This is a genomic window from Candidatus Competibacteraceae bacterium (assembly GCA_016699715.1).
GTDB lineage: Bacteria > Pseudomonadota > Gammaproteobacteria > Competibacterales > Competibacteraceae > Competibacter.
Map to the genome: position 1 here is coordinate 953,825 of CP065007.1, position 16,211 is coordinate 970,035.

The 16,211-nt window shown below is 62.8% G+C and carries 17 protein-coding genes; 14 read left to right on the forward strand and 3 right to left on the reverse strand.

What is annotated here, in order from left to right:
* The first annotated feature begins 170 nt into the window (after nucleotides 1-170).
* The 9 genes from IPM89_04280 to kdsB all read left to right on the forward strand — a co-directional run bounded on the left by IPM89_04280 (nucleotide 171) and on the right by kdsB (nucleotide 8,274).
* The gene (locus IPM89_04280; GenBank protein ID QQS55048.1) at nucleotides 171-596 is read left to right on the forward strand and encodes a helix-hairpin-helix domain-containing protein; all 426 of its coding nucleotides are present in this window, start codon (nucleotides 171-173) and stop codon (nucleotides 594-596) included.
* Between the two features lie 117 nt (nucleotides 597-713).
* Entirely contained in the window at nucleotides 714-1,964 is a 1,251-nt protein-coding gene (locus IPM89_04285) for a lipoprotein-releasing ABC transporter permease subunit (protein ID QQS55049.1), read from the forward strand.
* Nucleotides 1,957-2,673: a lipoprotein-releasing ABC transporter ATP-binding protein LolD gene (gene lolD / locus IPM89_04290; protein QQS55050.1), complete on the forward strand. Its 717-nt coding sequence runs from the start codon at nucleotides 1,957-1,959 to the stop codon at nucleotides 2,671-2,673. The genes IPM89_04285 and lolD overlap by 8 nt, the downstream gene beginning before the upstream one ends.
* Nucleotides 2,674-2,690: 17 nt before the next feature.
* Entirely contained in the window at nucleotides 2,691-5,006 is a 2,316-nt protein-coding gene (locus IPM89_04295) for a DNA internalization-related competence protein ComEC/Rec2 (GenBank protein ID QQS55051.1), read from the forward strand.
* A gap of 101 nt (nucleotides 5,007-5,107) precedes the next feature.
* A complete protein-coding gene (locus tag IPM89_04300) occupies nucleotides 5,108-5,734 on the forward strand; it encodes a MotA/TolQ/ExbB proton channel family protein (protein ID QQS55052.1) in 627 nt (208 codons plus the stop codon).
* Nucleotides 5,731-6,204: a biopolymer transporter ExbD gene (locus tag IPM89_04305; GenBank protein ID QQS55053.1), complete on the forward strand. Its 474-nt coding sequence runs from the start codon at nucleotides 5,731-5,733 to the stop codon at nucleotides 6,202-6,204. Before IPM89_04300 ends, IPM89_04305 begins: the two co-directional genes overlap by 4 nt.
* 1 nt (nucleotide 6,205) lies before the next feature.
* A complete protein-coding gene (locus IPM89_04310) occupies nucleotides 6,206-7,258 on the forward strand; it encodes a tetraacyldisaccharide 4'-kinase (GenBank protein ID QQS55054.1) in 1,053 nt (350 codons plus the stop codon).
* A gap of 16 nt (nucleotides 7,259-7,274) precedes the next feature.
* On the forward strand, nucleotides 7,275-7,463 hold the full coding sequence (locus IPM89_04315; GenBank protein QQS55055.1) for a Trm112 family protein: 189 nt from the start codon (nucleotides 7,275-7,277) through the stop codon (nucleotides 7,461-7,463).
* Nucleotides 7,438-8,274 carry a 3-deoxy-manno-octulosonate cytidylyltransferase gene (gene kdsB / locus IPM89_04320; GenBank protein ID QQS55056.1) on the forward strand — a complete coding sequence of 279 codons (837 nt, stop codon included), beginning with the start codon at nucleotides 7,438-7,440 and terminating at the stop codon, nucleotides 8,272-8,274. The genes IPM89_04315 and kdsB overlap by 26 nt, the downstream gene beginning before the upstream one ends.
* Here kdsB and IPM89_04325 read toward each other — a convergent pair.
* Entirely contained in the window at nucleotides 8,239-8,508 is a 270-nt protein-coding gene (locus tag IPM89_04325; protein ID QQS55057.1) for a hypothetical protein, read from the reverse strand. The genes kdsB and IPM89_04325 overlap by 36 nt on opposite strands.
* 95 nt (nucleotides 8,509-8,603) lie before the next feature.
* Here IPM89_04325 and IPM89_04330 point away from each other — a divergent pair, with 95 nt between their 5' ends.
* Nucleotides 8,604-9,083: a low molecular weight phosphotyrosine protein phosphatase gene (locus IPM89_04330; protein ID QQS55058.1), complete on the forward strand. Its 480-nt coding sequence runs from the start codon at nucleotides 8,604-8,606 to the stop codon at nucleotides 9,081-9,083.
* Between the two features lie 67 nt (nucleotides 9,084-9,150).
* On the opposite strand, the gene IPM89_04335 is transcribed toward IPM89_04330, so the two are convergent.
* On the reverse strand, nucleotides 9,151-12,378 hold the full coding sequence (locus tag IPM89_04335) for an Rne/Rng family ribonuclease (protein ID QQS55059.1): 3,228 nt from the start codon (nucleotides 12,376-12,378) through the stop codon (nucleotides 9,151-9,153).
* Nucleotides 12,379-12,716: 338 nt separating this feature from the next.
* Here IPM89_04335 and IPM89_04340 point away from each other — a divergent pair, with 338 nt between their 5' ends.
* Together IPM89_04340 and sppA are read left to right on the forward strand one after the other, a co-directional pair.
* The gene (locus IPM89_04340) at nucleotides 12,717-13,685 is read left to right on the forward strand and encodes an RluA family pseudouridine synthase (GenBank protein QQS55060.1); all 969 of its coding nucleotides are present in this window, start codon (nucleotides 12,717-12,719) and stop codon (nucleotides 13,683-13,685) included.
* Nucleotides 13,686-13,699: 14 nt separating this feature from the next.
* Nucleotides 13,700-14,674 carry a signal peptide peptidase SppA gene (sppA, locus tag IPM89_04345; GenBank protein ID QQS55061.1) on the forward strand — a complete coding sequence of 325 codons (975 nt, stop codon included), beginning with the start codon at nucleotides 13,700-13,702 and terminating at the stop codon, nucleotides 14,672-14,674.
* A gap of 61 nt (nucleotides 14,675-14,735) precedes the next feature.
* Here sppA and maf read toward each other — a convergent pair whose 3' ends face one another.
* Nucleotides 14,736-15,335 (reverse strand): septum formation inhibitor Maf, encoded by a 600-nt coding sequence (gene maf, locus IPM89_04350; GenBank protein ID QQS55062.1) that lies wholly within the window; start codon nucleotides 15,333-15,335, stop codon nucleotides 14,736-14,738.
* 98 nt (nucleotides 15,336-15,433) lie between these two features.
* Between maf and IPM89_04355 the strand changes: the two genes are divergently transcribed.
* On the forward strand, nucleotides 15,434-15,970 hold the full coding sequence (locus IPM89_04355; protein ID QQS55063.1) for a DUF177 domain-containing protein: 537 nt from the start codon (nucleotides 15,434-15,436) through the stop codon (nucleotides 15,968-15,970).
* A gap of 3 nt (nucleotides 15,971-15,973) precedes the next feature.
* Nucleotides 15,974-16,171 (forward strand): 50S ribosomal protein L32, encoded by a 198-nt coding sequence (rpmF, locus tag IPM89_04360; protein ID QQS55064.1) that lies wholly within the window; start codon nucleotides 15,974-15,976, stop codon nucleotides 16,169-16,171.
* Nucleotides 16,172-16,211 lie beyond the last annotated feature (40 nt).

Sequence of the window (16,211 nt, forward strand, 5' to 3'; positions counted from 1 at the left end):
CTGTCGAATCTCTGTCAGTTGAAAACGCGTCTTGCATCATTTCCAGCCTTTTTGCCGCAATAAGCTCCATACAAGTTGCATTCGTATTTTTATTGTCTATGTTTATAAGGTGCTGGTGTAGGCGCACTAGCAGAACACTATTTCCAATTTCATATTTTGGGAGGATGCTGATGAGATTGACAAATGTGATCTTTGGTTTGTTGCTGGCTTTCTGTTCCGCGGTGGCGTTCGCGCAAGCGATCGATATCAATACGGCAACCGCCGGGCAGCTGGAGGGATTGAAGGGGATCGGCCCGAAGAAAGCCGCCGAAATTGTGAAGTATCGGGAGGCCAACGGCCCTTTCAAGTCCGTGGAGGATTTGAGTAAGGTGTCTGGTGTTGGTGCAAAGACAGTGACCGCCAATAAGGATATGTTGATGGTCGGCGAGGCCGCCATGCCAGCGACGCCGAAGATGCCCGAAGTGCCAAAGGCCGCCATGCCAGCGACGCCGAAGATGCCCGAAGTGCCAAAGGCCGCCATGCCAGCGACGCCGAAGATGCCCGAAGTGCCAAAGGCCGCCATGCCAGCGACGCCGGTTGAGCCAGCCAAGCAGTAATCATCGCGCGGTCTTAAATTTATCGAGAAGTCAATATTGGCCGCCCCTTGGGCGGCCAACGTCCTATAATGACGCGTTTCCCGGCAGCCGCCGTAACTCATGATCGGGATCGTGTTCATGTTTCGTCCCCTGGAATTATTCATTGGCTTGCGCTACACCCGCGCCAAGCGTCGTAATCACTTCATTTCCTTCATTTCCCTGACTTCGATGCTAGGCATTGCCTTGGGGATTACCGCTCTGATCACCGTGTTGTCGGTGATGAATGGGTTTCAGCAGGAGCTACGCGGACGCATTCTGGCCATGACCGCCCATGCCACGATCAGTCGCTGGAGCGGGCCGCTGGAAAATTGGCGGGCGGTGCGAGAGCAGGTGCTGCAAAATCCCGAGGTCCAGGGTGGAGCCCCGTTTATCCGCGGTGAGGCGATGCTGAATAATGCTTCGCTGGTTAGCGGTGCGCTGATCCAGGGGATTTTGCCGGATGAAGAGCGACAGGTTTCCGATATCGGCGGCAAGATGGTGCAAGGTTCTCTGGACGATCTGCGCCCCGGCGGTTTCGGCATCATTCTCGGTAAGGAACTGGCCAATGCCCTGGGGCTGATGGTGGGTGACAAGGTGACGGTCATTACCCCGCAAGCCACCGTGACTCCAGCCGGAGTGTTACCCCGGCTCAAGCGTTTCGATGTAGTTGGGATCTTCAAGGCCGGTATGTATGAGTACGACCGTGGTTTGGCGTTGGTGCATGTCGCGGATGCCGGCAAGCTATTCCAGTATCCGGATGGAGCGGTCAACGGCTTGCGCTTGAAGTTGCGCGATCTGTTCCAGGCGCCGCGGTTGGCCCGCCAGCTCGCTGATCGCTTGCCGGACGGTTATCTGGCTCGCGACTGGACCCAGGATCACGCCAGTTTTTTCCGGGCGGTGCAGATCGAAAAAACCGCGATGTTCGTGATCCTGACCTTGATCGTGGCGGTAGCGGCCTTCAATATCGTGTCCGCCCTGGTGATGGTGGTGACCGACAAACAGGCCGATATCGCCATCTTGCGTACACTGGGCGCAACGCCGCTCAGCATCATGGGCATCTTCATCGTGCAAGGCATTACCATTGGTCTGGTCGGTACCCTGCTGGGTTTGGCCGGTGGAGTGGCGCTGGCGACCCATGTCGATGTAGTGGTGCCATTTATCGAGCGGTTATTCGGTGTCAAATTCCTGGCCCCGGACGTGTATCTGATCAGCGACTTACCCTCGCAGGTCCAATGGGGCGATGTCACGACCATCGGTCTGTTGGCATTCGGACTGGCCACGCTGGCGACGCTGTATCCCGCCTGGCGCGCGGCGCGGACCCAGCCGGCGGAGGCCCTGCGTTATGAATAAGGCCGAGGCGATGGGCGCGGCGGACGATGGAACGATGGTGTTGGAATGCCGCCAGTTGGCCAAGGCGTTCCGGCAGGGCAGCGAGCGGCTGGAGGTGCTGCGGGAGGTCGATTTTCAGATTCGGCGCGGCGAACGGTTGGCCATTGTCGGCAGTTCCGGATCGGGTAAGAGCACCTTGTTGCACCTGCTGGGTGGTCTGGATACGCCGACCGCGGGTTCGGTATGGGTGGCGGGGCGGGAGCTGAGCCGGCTGGGCGATGCCAATCGGGGGCGATTGCGCAATCGTTGGTTGGGATTCGTCTATCAATTCCACCATCTACTGTCGGAGTTTACGGCCCTGGAGAATGTGGCGATGCCGTTGCTGATCCGCGGCGAGACGCCGGCTGAGGCGGCCGGGCGGGCGGTGAGGCTGCTGGAACGGGTCGGGCTGGCTCAGCGATTGCAGCACAAGCCGGGCGAACTGTCGGGTGGCGAGCGCCAGCGGGCGGCGGTGGCGCGAGCCTTGATCACCGAACCGGCCTGCGTGCTGGCCGACGAACCGACCGGTAACCTTGATCGGCATAGCGCCGAACAGGTATTCGAACTGATGCTCGAACTGAATCGCGATCTTGGCACCAGTTTCGTGGTGGTCACCCACGATCCGGTGTTGGCAACTCGCATGGATGCAGTGTGGCGATTGGCGGATGGAGTGTTGGCGCGAGAATGCTGAGACGGCGGTGATCGCCCATGCGCTTGGGAGCCGTCGCTTTTTTGCTGGGGATTCTGGTCTTGCAGGCGTTGCCGGAACTACCGGGTCGCGTCTGGATCTTGGGGTTGCCCGGTGTGTTGGCGGTGCTGGTGTTCGCGCCTCGCTGGCGGTTGCCGGCTTGGGGTGCGGCCGGATTTCTGTGGGCGCTGTGGTTGGCGCCGCCGCCTGCCCTGTTACCGGCGGAACTGGAAGGCGTCGATATGTGGGTGGAGGGCTGGATCGCCGCCATCCCCGATCGTGAGAGACGCAGCACCCGATTTGAATTCGTGATCGATCAGGTGCTGACGCAAGGAAAGGCGTCCGCTGTCCTCATTGGCCAACGTGTGCGGTTATCGTGGTGGAGCGACTCCACTGGCATCAAAAATAAGGCGAAAGCAGTTCCTTCCTTGCGGGTTGGCGACCGTTGGGGCTTTGCGGTACGGCTAAAGAGGCCGCATGGCCTGCTCAATCCTGGCGGTTTCGACTATGAACGCTGGCTGTACGCCAGAGGCATCGTCGCAACTGGCGCCATCCGTTCCCATCCGCTTCCCCATCTGCTGGCCGAGGCCGAACGCTATCCGTTGGATCGGTACCGCCAGCGGGTGGCCGAAGCCTTCGAGCGCCTGCTGCCCGGTAACCCGCAAACCGGGATATTGACCGCGCTGGCGGTGGGCGAGCGAGGCGGCATCACACCCTGGCAATGGGAGGTATTCAACCGCACCGGCGTTGGCCACCTGATGTCCATTTCCGGTTCGCATATCGGCTTGATCGCCGGCATGGTATTCGCGCTGGTCTGGGGATTCTGGAGCCGAATTCCGGCGTTGGCCTTGCGTTGGCCAGCCACACGGGCGGCGGCGCTGGCCGCCTTGGTCGGAGCGGGTGGCTACGCACTATTGTCCGGCCTGTCGGTGCCGGCGCGGCGTTCCTTCCTCATGCTGGCGGTGGCGATGGCCGCGTTGATCTTCCTGCGGGCCGCCGCGCCCGGCCGCATTCTGGCCCTAGCGCTGCTGGCGGTGCTGGTCGTCGATCCCGAAGCACCCTTGCTGATAGGGTTTTGGCTGTCATTCGGCGCGGTGGTGGCGATTCTCCATAGCGTCGGCGGGCGCTGGCGTGAGCACCGGCCGCTCGGCCAGACGATCCACTTACAGTTGAGCATCACCTTGGCTTTGTTGCCGTTGTTGCTGCTTTTTTTCCAGCGATTCCCGCTGCTTTCGCCGTTGGCCAACCTGATTGCCATTCCCTGGGTGGGTTGCACGGTGCTGCCCTTGACTTTATTGGCGGTGCTGGCGGGCTGGATCGGCCCCGCTGTGCAAGTGCCGTTGCTGGAGGGGGCGGCGCTGACCCTGGAGGGGCTTTGGCGGATTCTGCGCTGGCTGGATCAGTGGCCGGGTCTGGTGTGGTACCGGCCGGAGCCACCGCTGTGGGCGCTGGCGTTTGCCCTGCCGGGCGTGGCGCTACTGCTGGGGCCTCGCGGCCTGCCGGGTCGCTGGCTGGGCCTGCCGCTGTGTCTGCCCTTGTTGTGGCCGCCCGCCGCCATTCCGCTGTTGGGTGGGGTCTGGTTCACCCTATTGGATGTGGGGCCAGGGCTGGCGGCGGTGGTGCGGACCCGGAATCATGTGCTGGTTTACGATACCGGGCCGCGCTTGGGAGAAACGCTGGATGCCGGTCGAGCCGTGATCGCGCCCTTTTTGCGCCAGCAAGGCGTGGTCAAGCTGGATATGCTGATCGTTAGCCACGCCGACAAGCAGCATACCGGCGGTGTGCGTTCGTTGCGAGAGCAGATGCCGGTCGAGCGCATTCTGACCTCATCGCTGGAACAGACACCGATCGATGGGGCCGAACTTTGCCGGGCGGGCCAGGACTGGGAGTGGGATGGTGTGCGGTTTCGGCTGCTGCATCCACCAGAAACGGGGTTTGTTGGCAACGAAGCTTCCTGCGTGCTCCAGGTGATCGGATCGATCGGTCGCGTGTTGTTGCCGGGGGATATCGAAGCCGGCGCCGAAACCGCCCTGGCCACGACCCACGGTGCCGAACTGGCCGCCGAGGTACTGGTCGCGCCGCATCAGGGCCGGCGCAATCTGTCGGTGTCCGCGTTTTTGGCTGCGGTACAGCCGCGTTATATCCTGTTTTCGACCGGCTACCGCAACCGGTTCGGCTACCCTCGCCCGGAAACCCTGGCACGCTATCGAGCGACTGGCGCCACGCTACTCGACGCTTCTTACGAAGGGGCACTTACCTTCCGGTTGGAACCGGGGCGGCCATTGGCACCGGAGCGATACCGACGTGACCACCGTCGCTACTGGACCGCGCCCTGACTGGGGCGAGCCTGCGATAAATCCGCTAAATCCAGTATGATTGAACGCCTACTACGAGATTGGGACAAAGTGACGATGCAAAGCGGGATGGAGATGATGGCATGCCTGAATTGATCAAGGCCGGCGGTTGGCTGATCGTGCCGATTCTGGTCTGCTCGCTGGTGGCGGCGATCATCATCTTCGAGCGCCTGCTGGCGTTGCGGCGGGCGCGGGTGCTGCCAGGGCGGTTGATGGCGATTCTCCAACACTGGATGACCCTCGGAGCGATCGACCCGCAGGAAATGCAAACGCTGCCGCTGGCTTCGCCGCTGGGCCGGATCGTGGCGGCGGGTTTGGCCAACCGCGGCCGCTCCCGCGAAGTTTTGCGGGAACGGATCGAAGACACTGGCCGCCATGTGGTGCATGAGTTGGAGCGGTTTCTCAATACCCTGGGTACCATCGCCGCCATCAGTCCTCTGCTGGGTCTTCTGGGCACCGTGGCCGGCATGATCAAGATCTTTCAGGTGGTTTCCGTACAGGGCAACAGTAATTTCAGCCTGCTGTCGGTGGGGATCGCCGAGGCGCTGGTAACGACCGCCGCCGGGTTGACCGTCGCTATTCCCAGTTTGTTGTTCTACCGCTATTTCCAGGGCCGGGTGGATGAGCTGGTGGTGCGCATGGAACAGGAAACCCTGCAATTGATCGATTTGCTGGATAGCGGGACAGAGGCAAGGGAGCAGCGGTCATGAACCTGCGTCCCCGCCGCCGTGACGATCCTGAACTCAACCTGGTGCCGATGATCGATGTGGTGTTGGTGCTGTTGATTTTTTTCATGATCGCCACCAGCCTGCGGCACGAGTCGGAACTGGAGATCCGGTTGCCGGAGGCATCATCGGGCAAGTCGTTGCCGGACAGTCTGGCGTCGCTGGAAGTGAGCATCGATGCGGCGGGCCGTTATTCCATCCATGGCATCAAGGGGCGGCTGCTGGACGCGACGACCGATGTGGCGATGTTGCGGGAAGGGCTGCTGAAAGCCTCTGGCGGGCGGGAGCTGCCATTGAAAATCAGCGCCGATGGCCAAACCCCGCACCAGGCGGTGGTGACGGTGCTGGAAGTCGCTGGCCAACTGGGTTTGAGGCAGGTGGATATCGCCACCATGAACGCCGCGCCCACTATCGCGCCACCACCCAACGCCGCCAACCCAACGCCGACACCCTGATATGAACTGGTTGGATCGCCATGGTTACTCCCTGAATCTGGTCGCCGTGCTGTTGTGGCCGTTCAGCCTGTTGTTCGGGGCGACGGTGCGCGGGCGGCGACTGTTGTACAAGCACGGCTTCCTGCACAGCGAAGCGGTCGCCGCGCCGGTGGTTGTGGTGGGCAACATCAGCGTCGGTGGCACCGGCAAGACGCCATTGGTGGCCCGCCTGGTGGAACTGCTGCGGGAAACCGGCTACAAACCCGGCATCGTCAGTCGCGGTTACGGCGGCCAATCCGCCGAATGGCCGCGCCACGTCACGGCTGACAGCGACCCGAGCCAGGTGGGCGACGAACCGGTCATGTTGGCCCGGCGCTGCCGGTGCCCGGTGGTGGTCGATCCCGATCGAGTCACGGCGGCGCGGACCCTGCTCGAAACTTACGATTGCAACGTGGTCCTGAGCGATGATGGCTTGCAGCATTATCGCCTGCGGCGCGATATCGAAATTGCGGTGGTCTGCGGTTCCCGTCGGCTGGGCAACGAGGCCTGCTTGCCCGCCGGACCACTGCGGGAACCGCCCTCCCGCTTGCGCGAGGTTGATTTCGTAATCGGCAACGGCGCGGCTCGCGGCGGGGAATATTTGATGTCCCTGCGCGGCGAAACCGCGGTGAATCTCAACGATCCCTGCGTCAGCAGCGCGCTGACCGGGTTCCGTCACGGCACCGTTCACGCGGTGGCCGGCATCGGCGATCCGGGGCGGTTCTTCGATCACTTGCGGCACGCCCGGTTGCGACTGATCGAGCATCCCTTTTCGGACCATCATTGCTTTAAACCCGAAGACCTGCATTTTCGACAGGATTTGCCGGTACTGATGACCGAGAAGGACGCCATCAAATGTCGGGCGTTCGCGGCCGAGGGGTGCTGGTATATTCCGGTGGATGCCAGGCTCGATCCGGATTTCGAGGAACACTTTCTCAAGCGGCTGGCGGCGATTGCCCTAGCCAAGGGCATACAACGCGAACGGGGCAAAACGGACCGAGGGGTTGGCGTGCGTTCCCAGCCCCGTATTTCTTAAGGCTAAGGTGAACGAGATGGACAAGAAACTGCTGGAAATTTTGCTTTGCCCGGTCAGCAAGGCACCGCTGATTTACGATAAGGCGCGGCAGGAATTGATCTGCCGGGAGAGTCGTCTGGCCTATCCTGTGCGCGACGGCATTCCGGTCATGCTGGAAGCCGAGGCCCGGCGTTTGGCGGATGACGAGGTCGGCCCGGGTGAGTGAGGGCGGTCCCCGGTTTCGCGTGGCCATTCCGGCCCGTTACGCTTCGACCCGTCTGCCGGGCAAGCCGCTACGGTTGCTGGCCGGGCAGCCCTTGCTCCAATATGTTTACCAACGGGCCTTGGCCAGCGGCGCCCTGGAGGTGGTGATTGCCACCGACGATCCCCGTATCCGCGTCGCGGCCGAAGGGTTCGGTGCAACGGTGTGCATGACCGCGTCCGAACACCCATCCGGCACCGACCGGCTGGCGGAAGTGGCGAACCGGCGCGGTTGGCCGGATGACGATATCATCGTCAATCTTCAGGGCGACGAACCGCAGATGCCGGCCGCGCTGGTCCGACAGGTGGCGGCGGCGCTGGAGGCATGTCCCGAAGCCGGTATCGCCACGGCCTGCGTCCGGATCCAGCGGCTGGAGGAAGTGTTTGACCCGAACGTGGTCAAGGTGGTGCGGGACGCACGGAACGATGCGTCGTACTTCAGCCGCGCTCCGATTCCCTGGCACCGCGAGACCTTTGCGACCGGCGTGGGCGGTTTGGCCGAGCTACCGGACGATGGTGTCGTTTATTACCGCCATATCGGGATTTACGCCTACCGGGCGGCGGTGTTGCGCCGCTATCCCCGTCTGGCGCCGGCGCCGGCCGAACGGGCCGAATCGCTGGAGCAATTGCGCGCCCTGTGGCATGGCATCCGCATTCACGTCGTCGAGGCCACCGAAGCCCCGCCGCCCGGAATCGACACCGAAGCCGACCTGGCGCGGGTGGTGGCGGAGTTCGAACGCTCAGATCAGCAGGTCGAGGGTGGCCAGTTCGGGTAGATCGGGATTGAGATGGTCGCGACGCGCATCCAATAAGGCAACGGTGAAGGTTTGCGGCGCCCAGCCGCTGGCATGACCGTATTGGTTGGCTTGCAGGACCTTGCGATCCTGGTGGTCGCGCAATACCACCGCCGGCTCCTCGCTCAGGATTTCGATGACCTGACAGGCACGGCCTTGGTAAAGCAGGACCTGACCCAGTAATTTTTTCAGTTTTTCGGGATCAATCCGAAGCATGGTCGGCGGCCAACATGATCAAATTCAAAGTAATGCAAACGATGCGCGCGGTGTTCGGTTCCCCGCGGCGCTTGGAGGCGGCGAGGTCGAAGGCGATGGTTAAAGTATTGTTCGTGTGCATGGGTAATATTTGTCGCTCTCCGATGGCGGAGGGGGTATTCCGGCGCATGCTGGAAGGGGTTGGTCTCGTTGAACAGGTCTATGTCGATTCGGCCGGCACCCATTCCTACCACATCGGTGCGCCGCCCGATAGCCGCGGTCAAGCCACCGCGCTGAGCCGGGGTGTGGATTTGCGCGACCTCCGCGCCAGACGGGTGGTGGCGGCCGATTTTGTCGAGTTCGATTACCTGCTGGCGATGGATCGCGCCAATTACCAGGATCTGCTGGCCGCGTGCCAGGATGCGGAACTACGGTCCCGCATTCGCTTGTTCATGGACTTCGCCCCCGCCTTGCCGGAACGGGAAGTACCGGATCCCTATTACGGCGGTCCGACCGGCTTCGAACGGGTCATGGATCTGGTTGAGGAAGGCGCCCAGGGCCTGCTGCTTCATTTGCGCGAACGCTATCGGATTTGAGCGGCGGTAGCCAAGCGCTTATCCGGGGCAAAGCGGGGCTGTCATCCAGCCCCGCTTTTTTCATCGGTCAATCAGGTGTCGGTTTCCGATCGGCGTCGGGTCCAGACTGTGGCGAATCGGTCGAGCCGACGGATGGCGGTTCGTTCGAGGCGGGTTCCGTCTGCCCGATGTCATCGGCCGCGGCGAGTGTTGCCACCACGACTTCGCCCTCGACCTCGACCGAAATCATATTTTCTTGGGAAGGCGATGCGGTGACCGGATCGCCTTCCGGCATGGAAGGGGTGGCCTCCTCTTGGGTGGTTGTGTCCGGCGCTTCGGGTTCGATCTCCGCGATCGCATGGGGCGGCGATGTGGCTGGCATGTCCTCGACGGCGGTCGTGGCTACAGCGAGGATCGTCGTGTCGGGCGCTGGAGGGCAGGGTTCGGGCGCTTCAGATGAAGATACCGTTGCATCCTCGGTGATAGGTGCGACAGCGGCTTCGTTTTCGGTGGGGGCTGGCGCGACCACGACATACCCGCTTTCACTGGCAATGGGCTCCACTTCGCTGGCAATGGGCTCCACTTCACTGGCGGTGGGCTCCACTTCACTGGCGGTGGGCTCCACTTCACTGGCGGTGGGCTCCACTTCACTGGCGGTGGGCTCCACTTCACTGGCGGTGGGCTCCACGGCAGTGGGCGCTGGCTGATCTATCGCCACTTCACTAAAAACCGCCGGGGTGGATGGTTCAAGCAGGGTCGATACGGAATCGGGAATGGCCGATACAGCCGCTGTTTCCATCGTGGTAGCCGCTGGTTCGGAAGTTTCGATCAGTTTGGCTGAGGGCGGCGGGGGTTCCGTCGCCGGCGGTTCGGCCTGCGCCAGAGACGAGGCCGTTTCGTGATCGTTCCCTGGCTGTTCCGCCTCTTCCTCAGCCACTGGATATTCCATAAGTAGAGGTGACGGTGGGATCAGCGCTTCGGATACGGATGTCGGTGGTGGCACGGCGCCCGTGGAGCGGGTCTTAACGACGGCGGCGGCTCCCTGGGACAGGCGAGGGCGGCCGCTGCGGATGCGCCGCTGCGGCGTGGCTGGTGGCGCCTCGACCGGATTTGGGCTTGGAGAGGGCGGCGCGGCGGCGGTTCCGCTCACGTCGTGCGATTCCGTGTCGCGAGAGCCGGGTGTGGCCGCTTGATCAGATTCATCGGCTTCGCCGCCGGAATCGACGCTGGCCGGGGTCGCATCTGCTGGGGTTGCCGCTTCGCCACGCCGCCGCCGTCGGCCGCCGCGTCGACCCCGTCGATTGCGCGCACCGGAACTTTCTTCTTCGGTCTCAGGGCTGATGGTCTGTTCGCCAGCCGGTTCGCCGGGGAGGAGTGCCGCCGGCGCTTCGGCTTCGACGCTGGGTTCTGGCCGCAAATCCTCGGCCGGTGGCGCAATTACGATTGGAGGCGGTGCGGAAACGGCCGGTGCGCCGTTGCTCTTACTGGCGGCGGGTTCCACGGCAGGCTCCGTCTCGGGCCGCCGGCCGGCGCGGTCGCGGCGCTGCCGCTCCGGTTTGGCGGGACGGGTTCCTCCTCCCGGCCGACCGGTCCGCTCTGGCTGAGATTGTTGTTGTGGGGCGTGCTGGAAGAGATTGCTCCATAGCCAGCGGAAGAAGCTCGGGCTCACTTCGGGCTTGGGTGTCGGCGCGGGTGGGGGAAGCGGAGCCGGAGTGGTCGGCGCGACGCTCTTGACCGCCGGTTCCTCGTCCGCGCTCCGCTCCGCGGTACCTACCGCCGGCTCGAATTGTTCTTCGAAGTCTTCGGCCAGGGTGTAGGACAGCAACTGGGTTTCCGACAGTTCGTCCACCCGCAGCCGATTGAGCTTGAAGTGTGGGGTTTCCAGCGACTCGTTCGGCACCAGCATGACGCCGACCCGATGGCGCTGCTCAATGGCGCGGATCGCCTCCCGCTTTTCGTTGAGCAGGAAGGTGGCGACCTTGACCGGCAACTGCACCACGACCCGGCCGGTCTTGTCCTTCATCGCTTCTTCCTGGATCAGCCGCAGCACGCTGAGCGCCAGCGAATCGATGTTGCGGATGGTACCCTGACCATTGCAGCGGGGGCAGATCATGTGACTGGCCTCATCCAGCGACGGGCTCAACCGCTGCCGCGACATTTCCAGCAAGCCAAACCGGGAAATCCGGCCGACCTGTACGCGGGCACGATCCATTTTCAACGCCTCGCGCATCCGGGTTTCCACCTCGCGCTGGTTGCGGGCGATGTTCATGTCGATGAAATCGATGACGATCAAACCGCCCAGATCGCGCAGCCGCAATTGCCGGGTGATTTCCTCGGCGGCTTCCAGGTTGGTGGTGAGCGCCGTTTCCTCAATATCGGCGCCCCGCGTGGCACGGGCCGAGTTGATGTCGATGGACACCAACGCTTCGGTATAGTCGATGACGATCCCACCGCCCGAGGGCAGGCTGACCTCGCGCAGATAAGCGGTTTCGATCTGCGATTCGATCTGGTAGCGGGTGAACAGGGGTACGTTGTCCTGATACAGCTTGAGCTTGTTCAGGTTGTGCGGCATCACCTGCTGCATGAAATCTTGCGCCTGGCGGTGGACGCTGGGGTTGTCCACCAGGATCTCGCCGATGTCGGCGCGCAGGTAGTCGCGCAAGGCGCGGATGATGATGTTGCTTTCCTGATAGATCAGGAACGGGGCTTTTTTCTGGGAGGAGGCGGTTTCGATGGCTTGCCACAGGTGCAGCAAGTAATCGAGATCCCACTGCAATTCCTCCTGCGAGCGGCCCACGCCGGCGGTGCGGACGATCAGACCCATGCCGTCGGGGATGTCGAGGCTGCTCATCACCTCGCGGATTTCCTGGCGATCATCGCCTTCGATCCGTCGCGACACGCCACCGGCGCGCGGGTTGTTGGGCATCAACACCAAATAGCGGCCGGCCAGGCTGATGAAGGTGGTCAGCGCCGCGCCCTTGTTGCCACGCTCTTCCTTTTCCACTTGGACCACCAGGTCCTGGCCTTCCTTGATGGCTTCCCGGATGTTCGGCCGACCACCGTCGGCGATGGATTGGGGGGCAAAGTAGTTGCGGGTGATTTCCTTGAAGGGCAGAAATCCGTGCCGGTCGGCGCCATAATCGACGAACGCCGCTTCCAGTCCTGGCTCGACGCGGGTGACGCGGCCTTTATAGACGTTGGATTTTTTCTGCTCCCGAGCGGGAGTTTCAATATCGAGGTCGTAAAGTTTCTGGCCATCCACGAGGGCCACGCGCAACTCTTCCTGCTGAGTCGCGTTGATCAGCATACGTTTCATTGCAAAGATTTCCCTGCGCTCGACCATCACCGGCGGCGACGCGGTTGTCGCCGAGGCGTAACTGGCATAACGAACGGCCCGGCGATCGAGTACAGTGCGTCGGACAAGCCCAGATACGCCGCGAGGTCGTAACCAGTCGGCTGGGAGCGCGGTCAAGAGCCGCTTAGAATAGGTCGGGTGAGCGGCGAATAAACCCGTTTAACAAATCCTGCGCGCCTGTGTCACTGGCGCACGGATGTGAAAACCGATATCGTGTGCGAATCGTGTTTCGCCGGCCTTTCGGGCCAATCGGCGACAACTTCCCGAACTATAACAGTCCGACTGGTACGCTTCAAACGATGCCTGCTTCTGTGTCCCCTGGTGGGGTACGCCACCTGGAAATTACTTTGGAATATGCCGGGCAGCGTCTCGACAATTTCCTGCTGCGCGAGCTGAAGGGTGCGCCCAAAAGCTTGATCTATCGAATCCTGCGCAAGGGGGAGGTCCGTTTGAACGGCGGCCGGGTGCAGCCGAGCCAGCGGCTGCAAGCCGGCGATAAACTGCGTATTCCACCGGTGCGACTGGGCGAGCGGGATGAGAGGGTGTTCCTGCCACCGCCAGAGTGGGCGGAACGCCTGCGGGTGGCCGTGCTGTATGAGGATCGCGAGGTGCTGGTACTCAACAAGCCAGCCGGTTTGGCGGTGCATAAAGGCAGCGGGATCGATTATGGCGTGATCGAACTCTTGCGCGCCCTGCGCCCGCAAGAGCCGTTTCTGGAGCTGGCGCACCGACTGGATCGTGACACCAGTGGTTGTTTGCTGCTGGCCCGGACTCCGGCGGCGCTGCACTTGATTCAGGACGCCTTGCGAACCGGGCGGGTGGAGAAACGCTATCTCGCTTTGGTGCGAGGTTATTGGAACCACGGCCCGCGCGAGGTGAACCAACCTTTGCGCCGCAACGTCTTGCGCGGCGGCGAGCGGTTGGTCGAGGTGGTGGGCGACGGCAAGCCAGCCCTGACCCGGTTTCGCCCGGTCAGCCTGTTCAAGCTGGCCTCGTTGCTGGAGGCGAGTATCGTCACCGGCCGTACCCATCAGATCCGTGTTCATGCGGCCCACATCGGTCATCCGCTGGCTGGCGACGCGAAATACGGCGATGCCGCGTTCGACCGGGCGATGGTCGAGCAATGCGGCCTGCGCCGGTTGTTCCTGCATGCCCACAGCTTGAACCTGCCGCTGGGTGGTCGGGACATCGCGGTAAGCGCCCCGCTGAATGCCGATCTCAAAGGGGTGCTGGAAAGCTTGCGTTTGGTGAACTTGCGCGCAAGGTAAGCGAGAGACATGCCATGACCGACCCAAATCAGAACCCGAAACTACCCGACGACGAGCGCTGGGCACGCGAAGTGCTAGCCAAGCTGGCTTTTGCCGCCGTGACCGAGCAGCGACGGACCCGGCGTTGGGGGATTTTCTTCAAGCTGCTGTTTTTTGCGTATCTGGTGCTACTGCTGGTACTGGCCTGGCCGGACAGCCTCGATACCACCACCGGCGGCGGCAAGCGCCACACCGCGCTGGTCCGGGTTGACGGACTGATCGCCAGTAGCACCGAGGCTAGTGCTAAAAATGTGATCGAGGCACTGCGCAAGGCGTTTGAGGATGAGAAAACGGCCGGAGTGATCGTGCAGATCAACAGTCCGGGCGGCAGTCCGGTGCAGGCGGGCGAAGTTTACGACGAGATCCAGCGATTGCGTCGGAAGTATCCCAAGATTCCGGTCCATGCGGTGGCCAGCGACGTGTGTGCCTCGGGTGGCTATTACATCGCGGCGGCGGCGCAGAACATCTACGCCAATAAGGCCAGCATCGTGGGTTCCATCGGCGTGCGGATGGATAGCTTTGGCTTCACCGACGCCATCGCCAAGCTGGGCATCGAACGGCGGGCCTACACGGCGGGGAGCAACAAGGATTTTCTCGATCCGTTCAAGCCGGTCAATCCGGCGGAAGTCCAGCATCTACAGGGAATGCTGGACGCGATCCACCAGCAGTTTGTCGCGGCGGTCAAGCAGGGCCGAGGCGAGCGTCTGAAGGATAATCCGGAGGTGTTCAGCGGTCTGATGTGGACCGGCGAGCAGAGCGTCGATCTGGGGCTGGTGGACGCGCTGGGCGGTACCCGCTACGTGGCCGAGGAAGTGATCGGCGAGAAGACCGTGGTGGATTACACCAAGCGTACCCGCTGGGTGGAGCGGTTGTTCGATGGCGCGGAGGCCAGTTTGGGCGCGGCGCTGCTGAAGGTGCTGGAATTCGATGGAACGGCGCGGTGGCGGTAGGGTTGCCGGCTGGCGGATCTTCGCGACGGGGCAGGACTGCCTGAAGCTTGATCGCCCGTGCTCACAACACCGTCACCCCGGCCGCTTCCAGCATCCGGGTAAGCTGGATCAGCGGCAGGCCGATCAGGCTGGTGGGGTCGTTGCCTTCCAGCCGTTCGAACAGGGCGATGCCCAAGCCCTCGGACTTGAAACTGCCCGCGCAATGGTACGGCTGTTCGCGCCGCAGATAACCCTCGATCATCTCCGTCGTCAGTGTCCGGAATACGACCCGGAACGGTTCCACCGCCACTTGGCATTGACCGCTGGCGCTGTCCAGCAGACACAGCCCGGTATAAAAAGTGACCGTGCGCCCCGCTGCCCGCCGCAGTTGCATCGCCGCCCGCGAGTGGCCGCCGGGTTTGCCGATGACCTCGCCATCCAACTCCGCCGCCTGGTCCGAACCGATCACCAGCGCCGCCGTTTCACAACGGGCGACCGCGCGGGCTTTCATTTCCGCCAGCCGCGCCGTCAACGTCGCCGCTGGTTCGTCGGGTTGGCGGGTTTCGTCGGTGTCGGGCGCCCGGATGGCAAAGGGCAACTCCAGTCGCGTCAGCAGTTCGCGCCGGAACGGCGAAGTGGAAGCGAGAATCAGACGACGGCCATCGGGCAGGGTTTCGATCATGGTGGCGGCGTGGCGAACGGTTTGGAAATCCGGGTAATTATGCGGAATCCGGCTTTGTTTTGACAGAAATCAAGCAGGCCTATATTATTCCGCGCCTTATGCAAATCCCAACGCTTCCCGACCGGATCGATCCCTGGCAACTGGCCGCCGGGAGCGGGCGGCTGGATGGCGAGTTGAAGCTGGCGGCGCTGCCGCGGTTGGCCGCTTTGCTCGAACATGCCGATGGCACGGTCAACGTGGCGCTGGCGGCGGGGATTGACGAGCAAGGGTTGCGGTTTGTCGAGGGCTCGTTGCAAACCGAAGTCGAACTGATTTGCCAGCGTTGCCTGGGTCCGCTGCGGCTGCCGTTGAAGGTTGCGGTCAGCTTGGCGCTGGTGCGCGCCGAGGCCGATGCCGCCCGCTTGCCCGAGCAGCGTGAGCCGCTGCTGGCTGCTGGCGCCGACCTCGCCGTCGCCGATCTAGTGGAAGACGAACTATTGCTGGCTTTGCCGCAGATTCCCCGCCATCGGGATGTGTGCGAATGCGAGGCTGCTGGTTATTATACGCCGCCCAGTGGGCCGGCGCTGGATGCCGGGCAACCTCGTGCCTTCACGGCGCTAGCGTCCCTGTTGCAAGATTTCAAGAGGAGCAATTGAGTCATGGCCGTACAAAAATCCCGTAAAAGCCCCTCCAAGCGCGGCATGCGCCGCGCCCACGACGCACTGACCGCGGCCACGTTATCGACGGATCGCACCTCCGGCGAACTGCATCGCCGCCATCACGTCACGCCTCAGGGTTTTTATCGTGGCCGCAAGGTCATCAGCGAGCCCGCCGCGGTCGATAGCGAAGAGGCGTAGTCGCCGTGCCGTTCCGCGTTCTGGATTCCTCCGCCGCCTT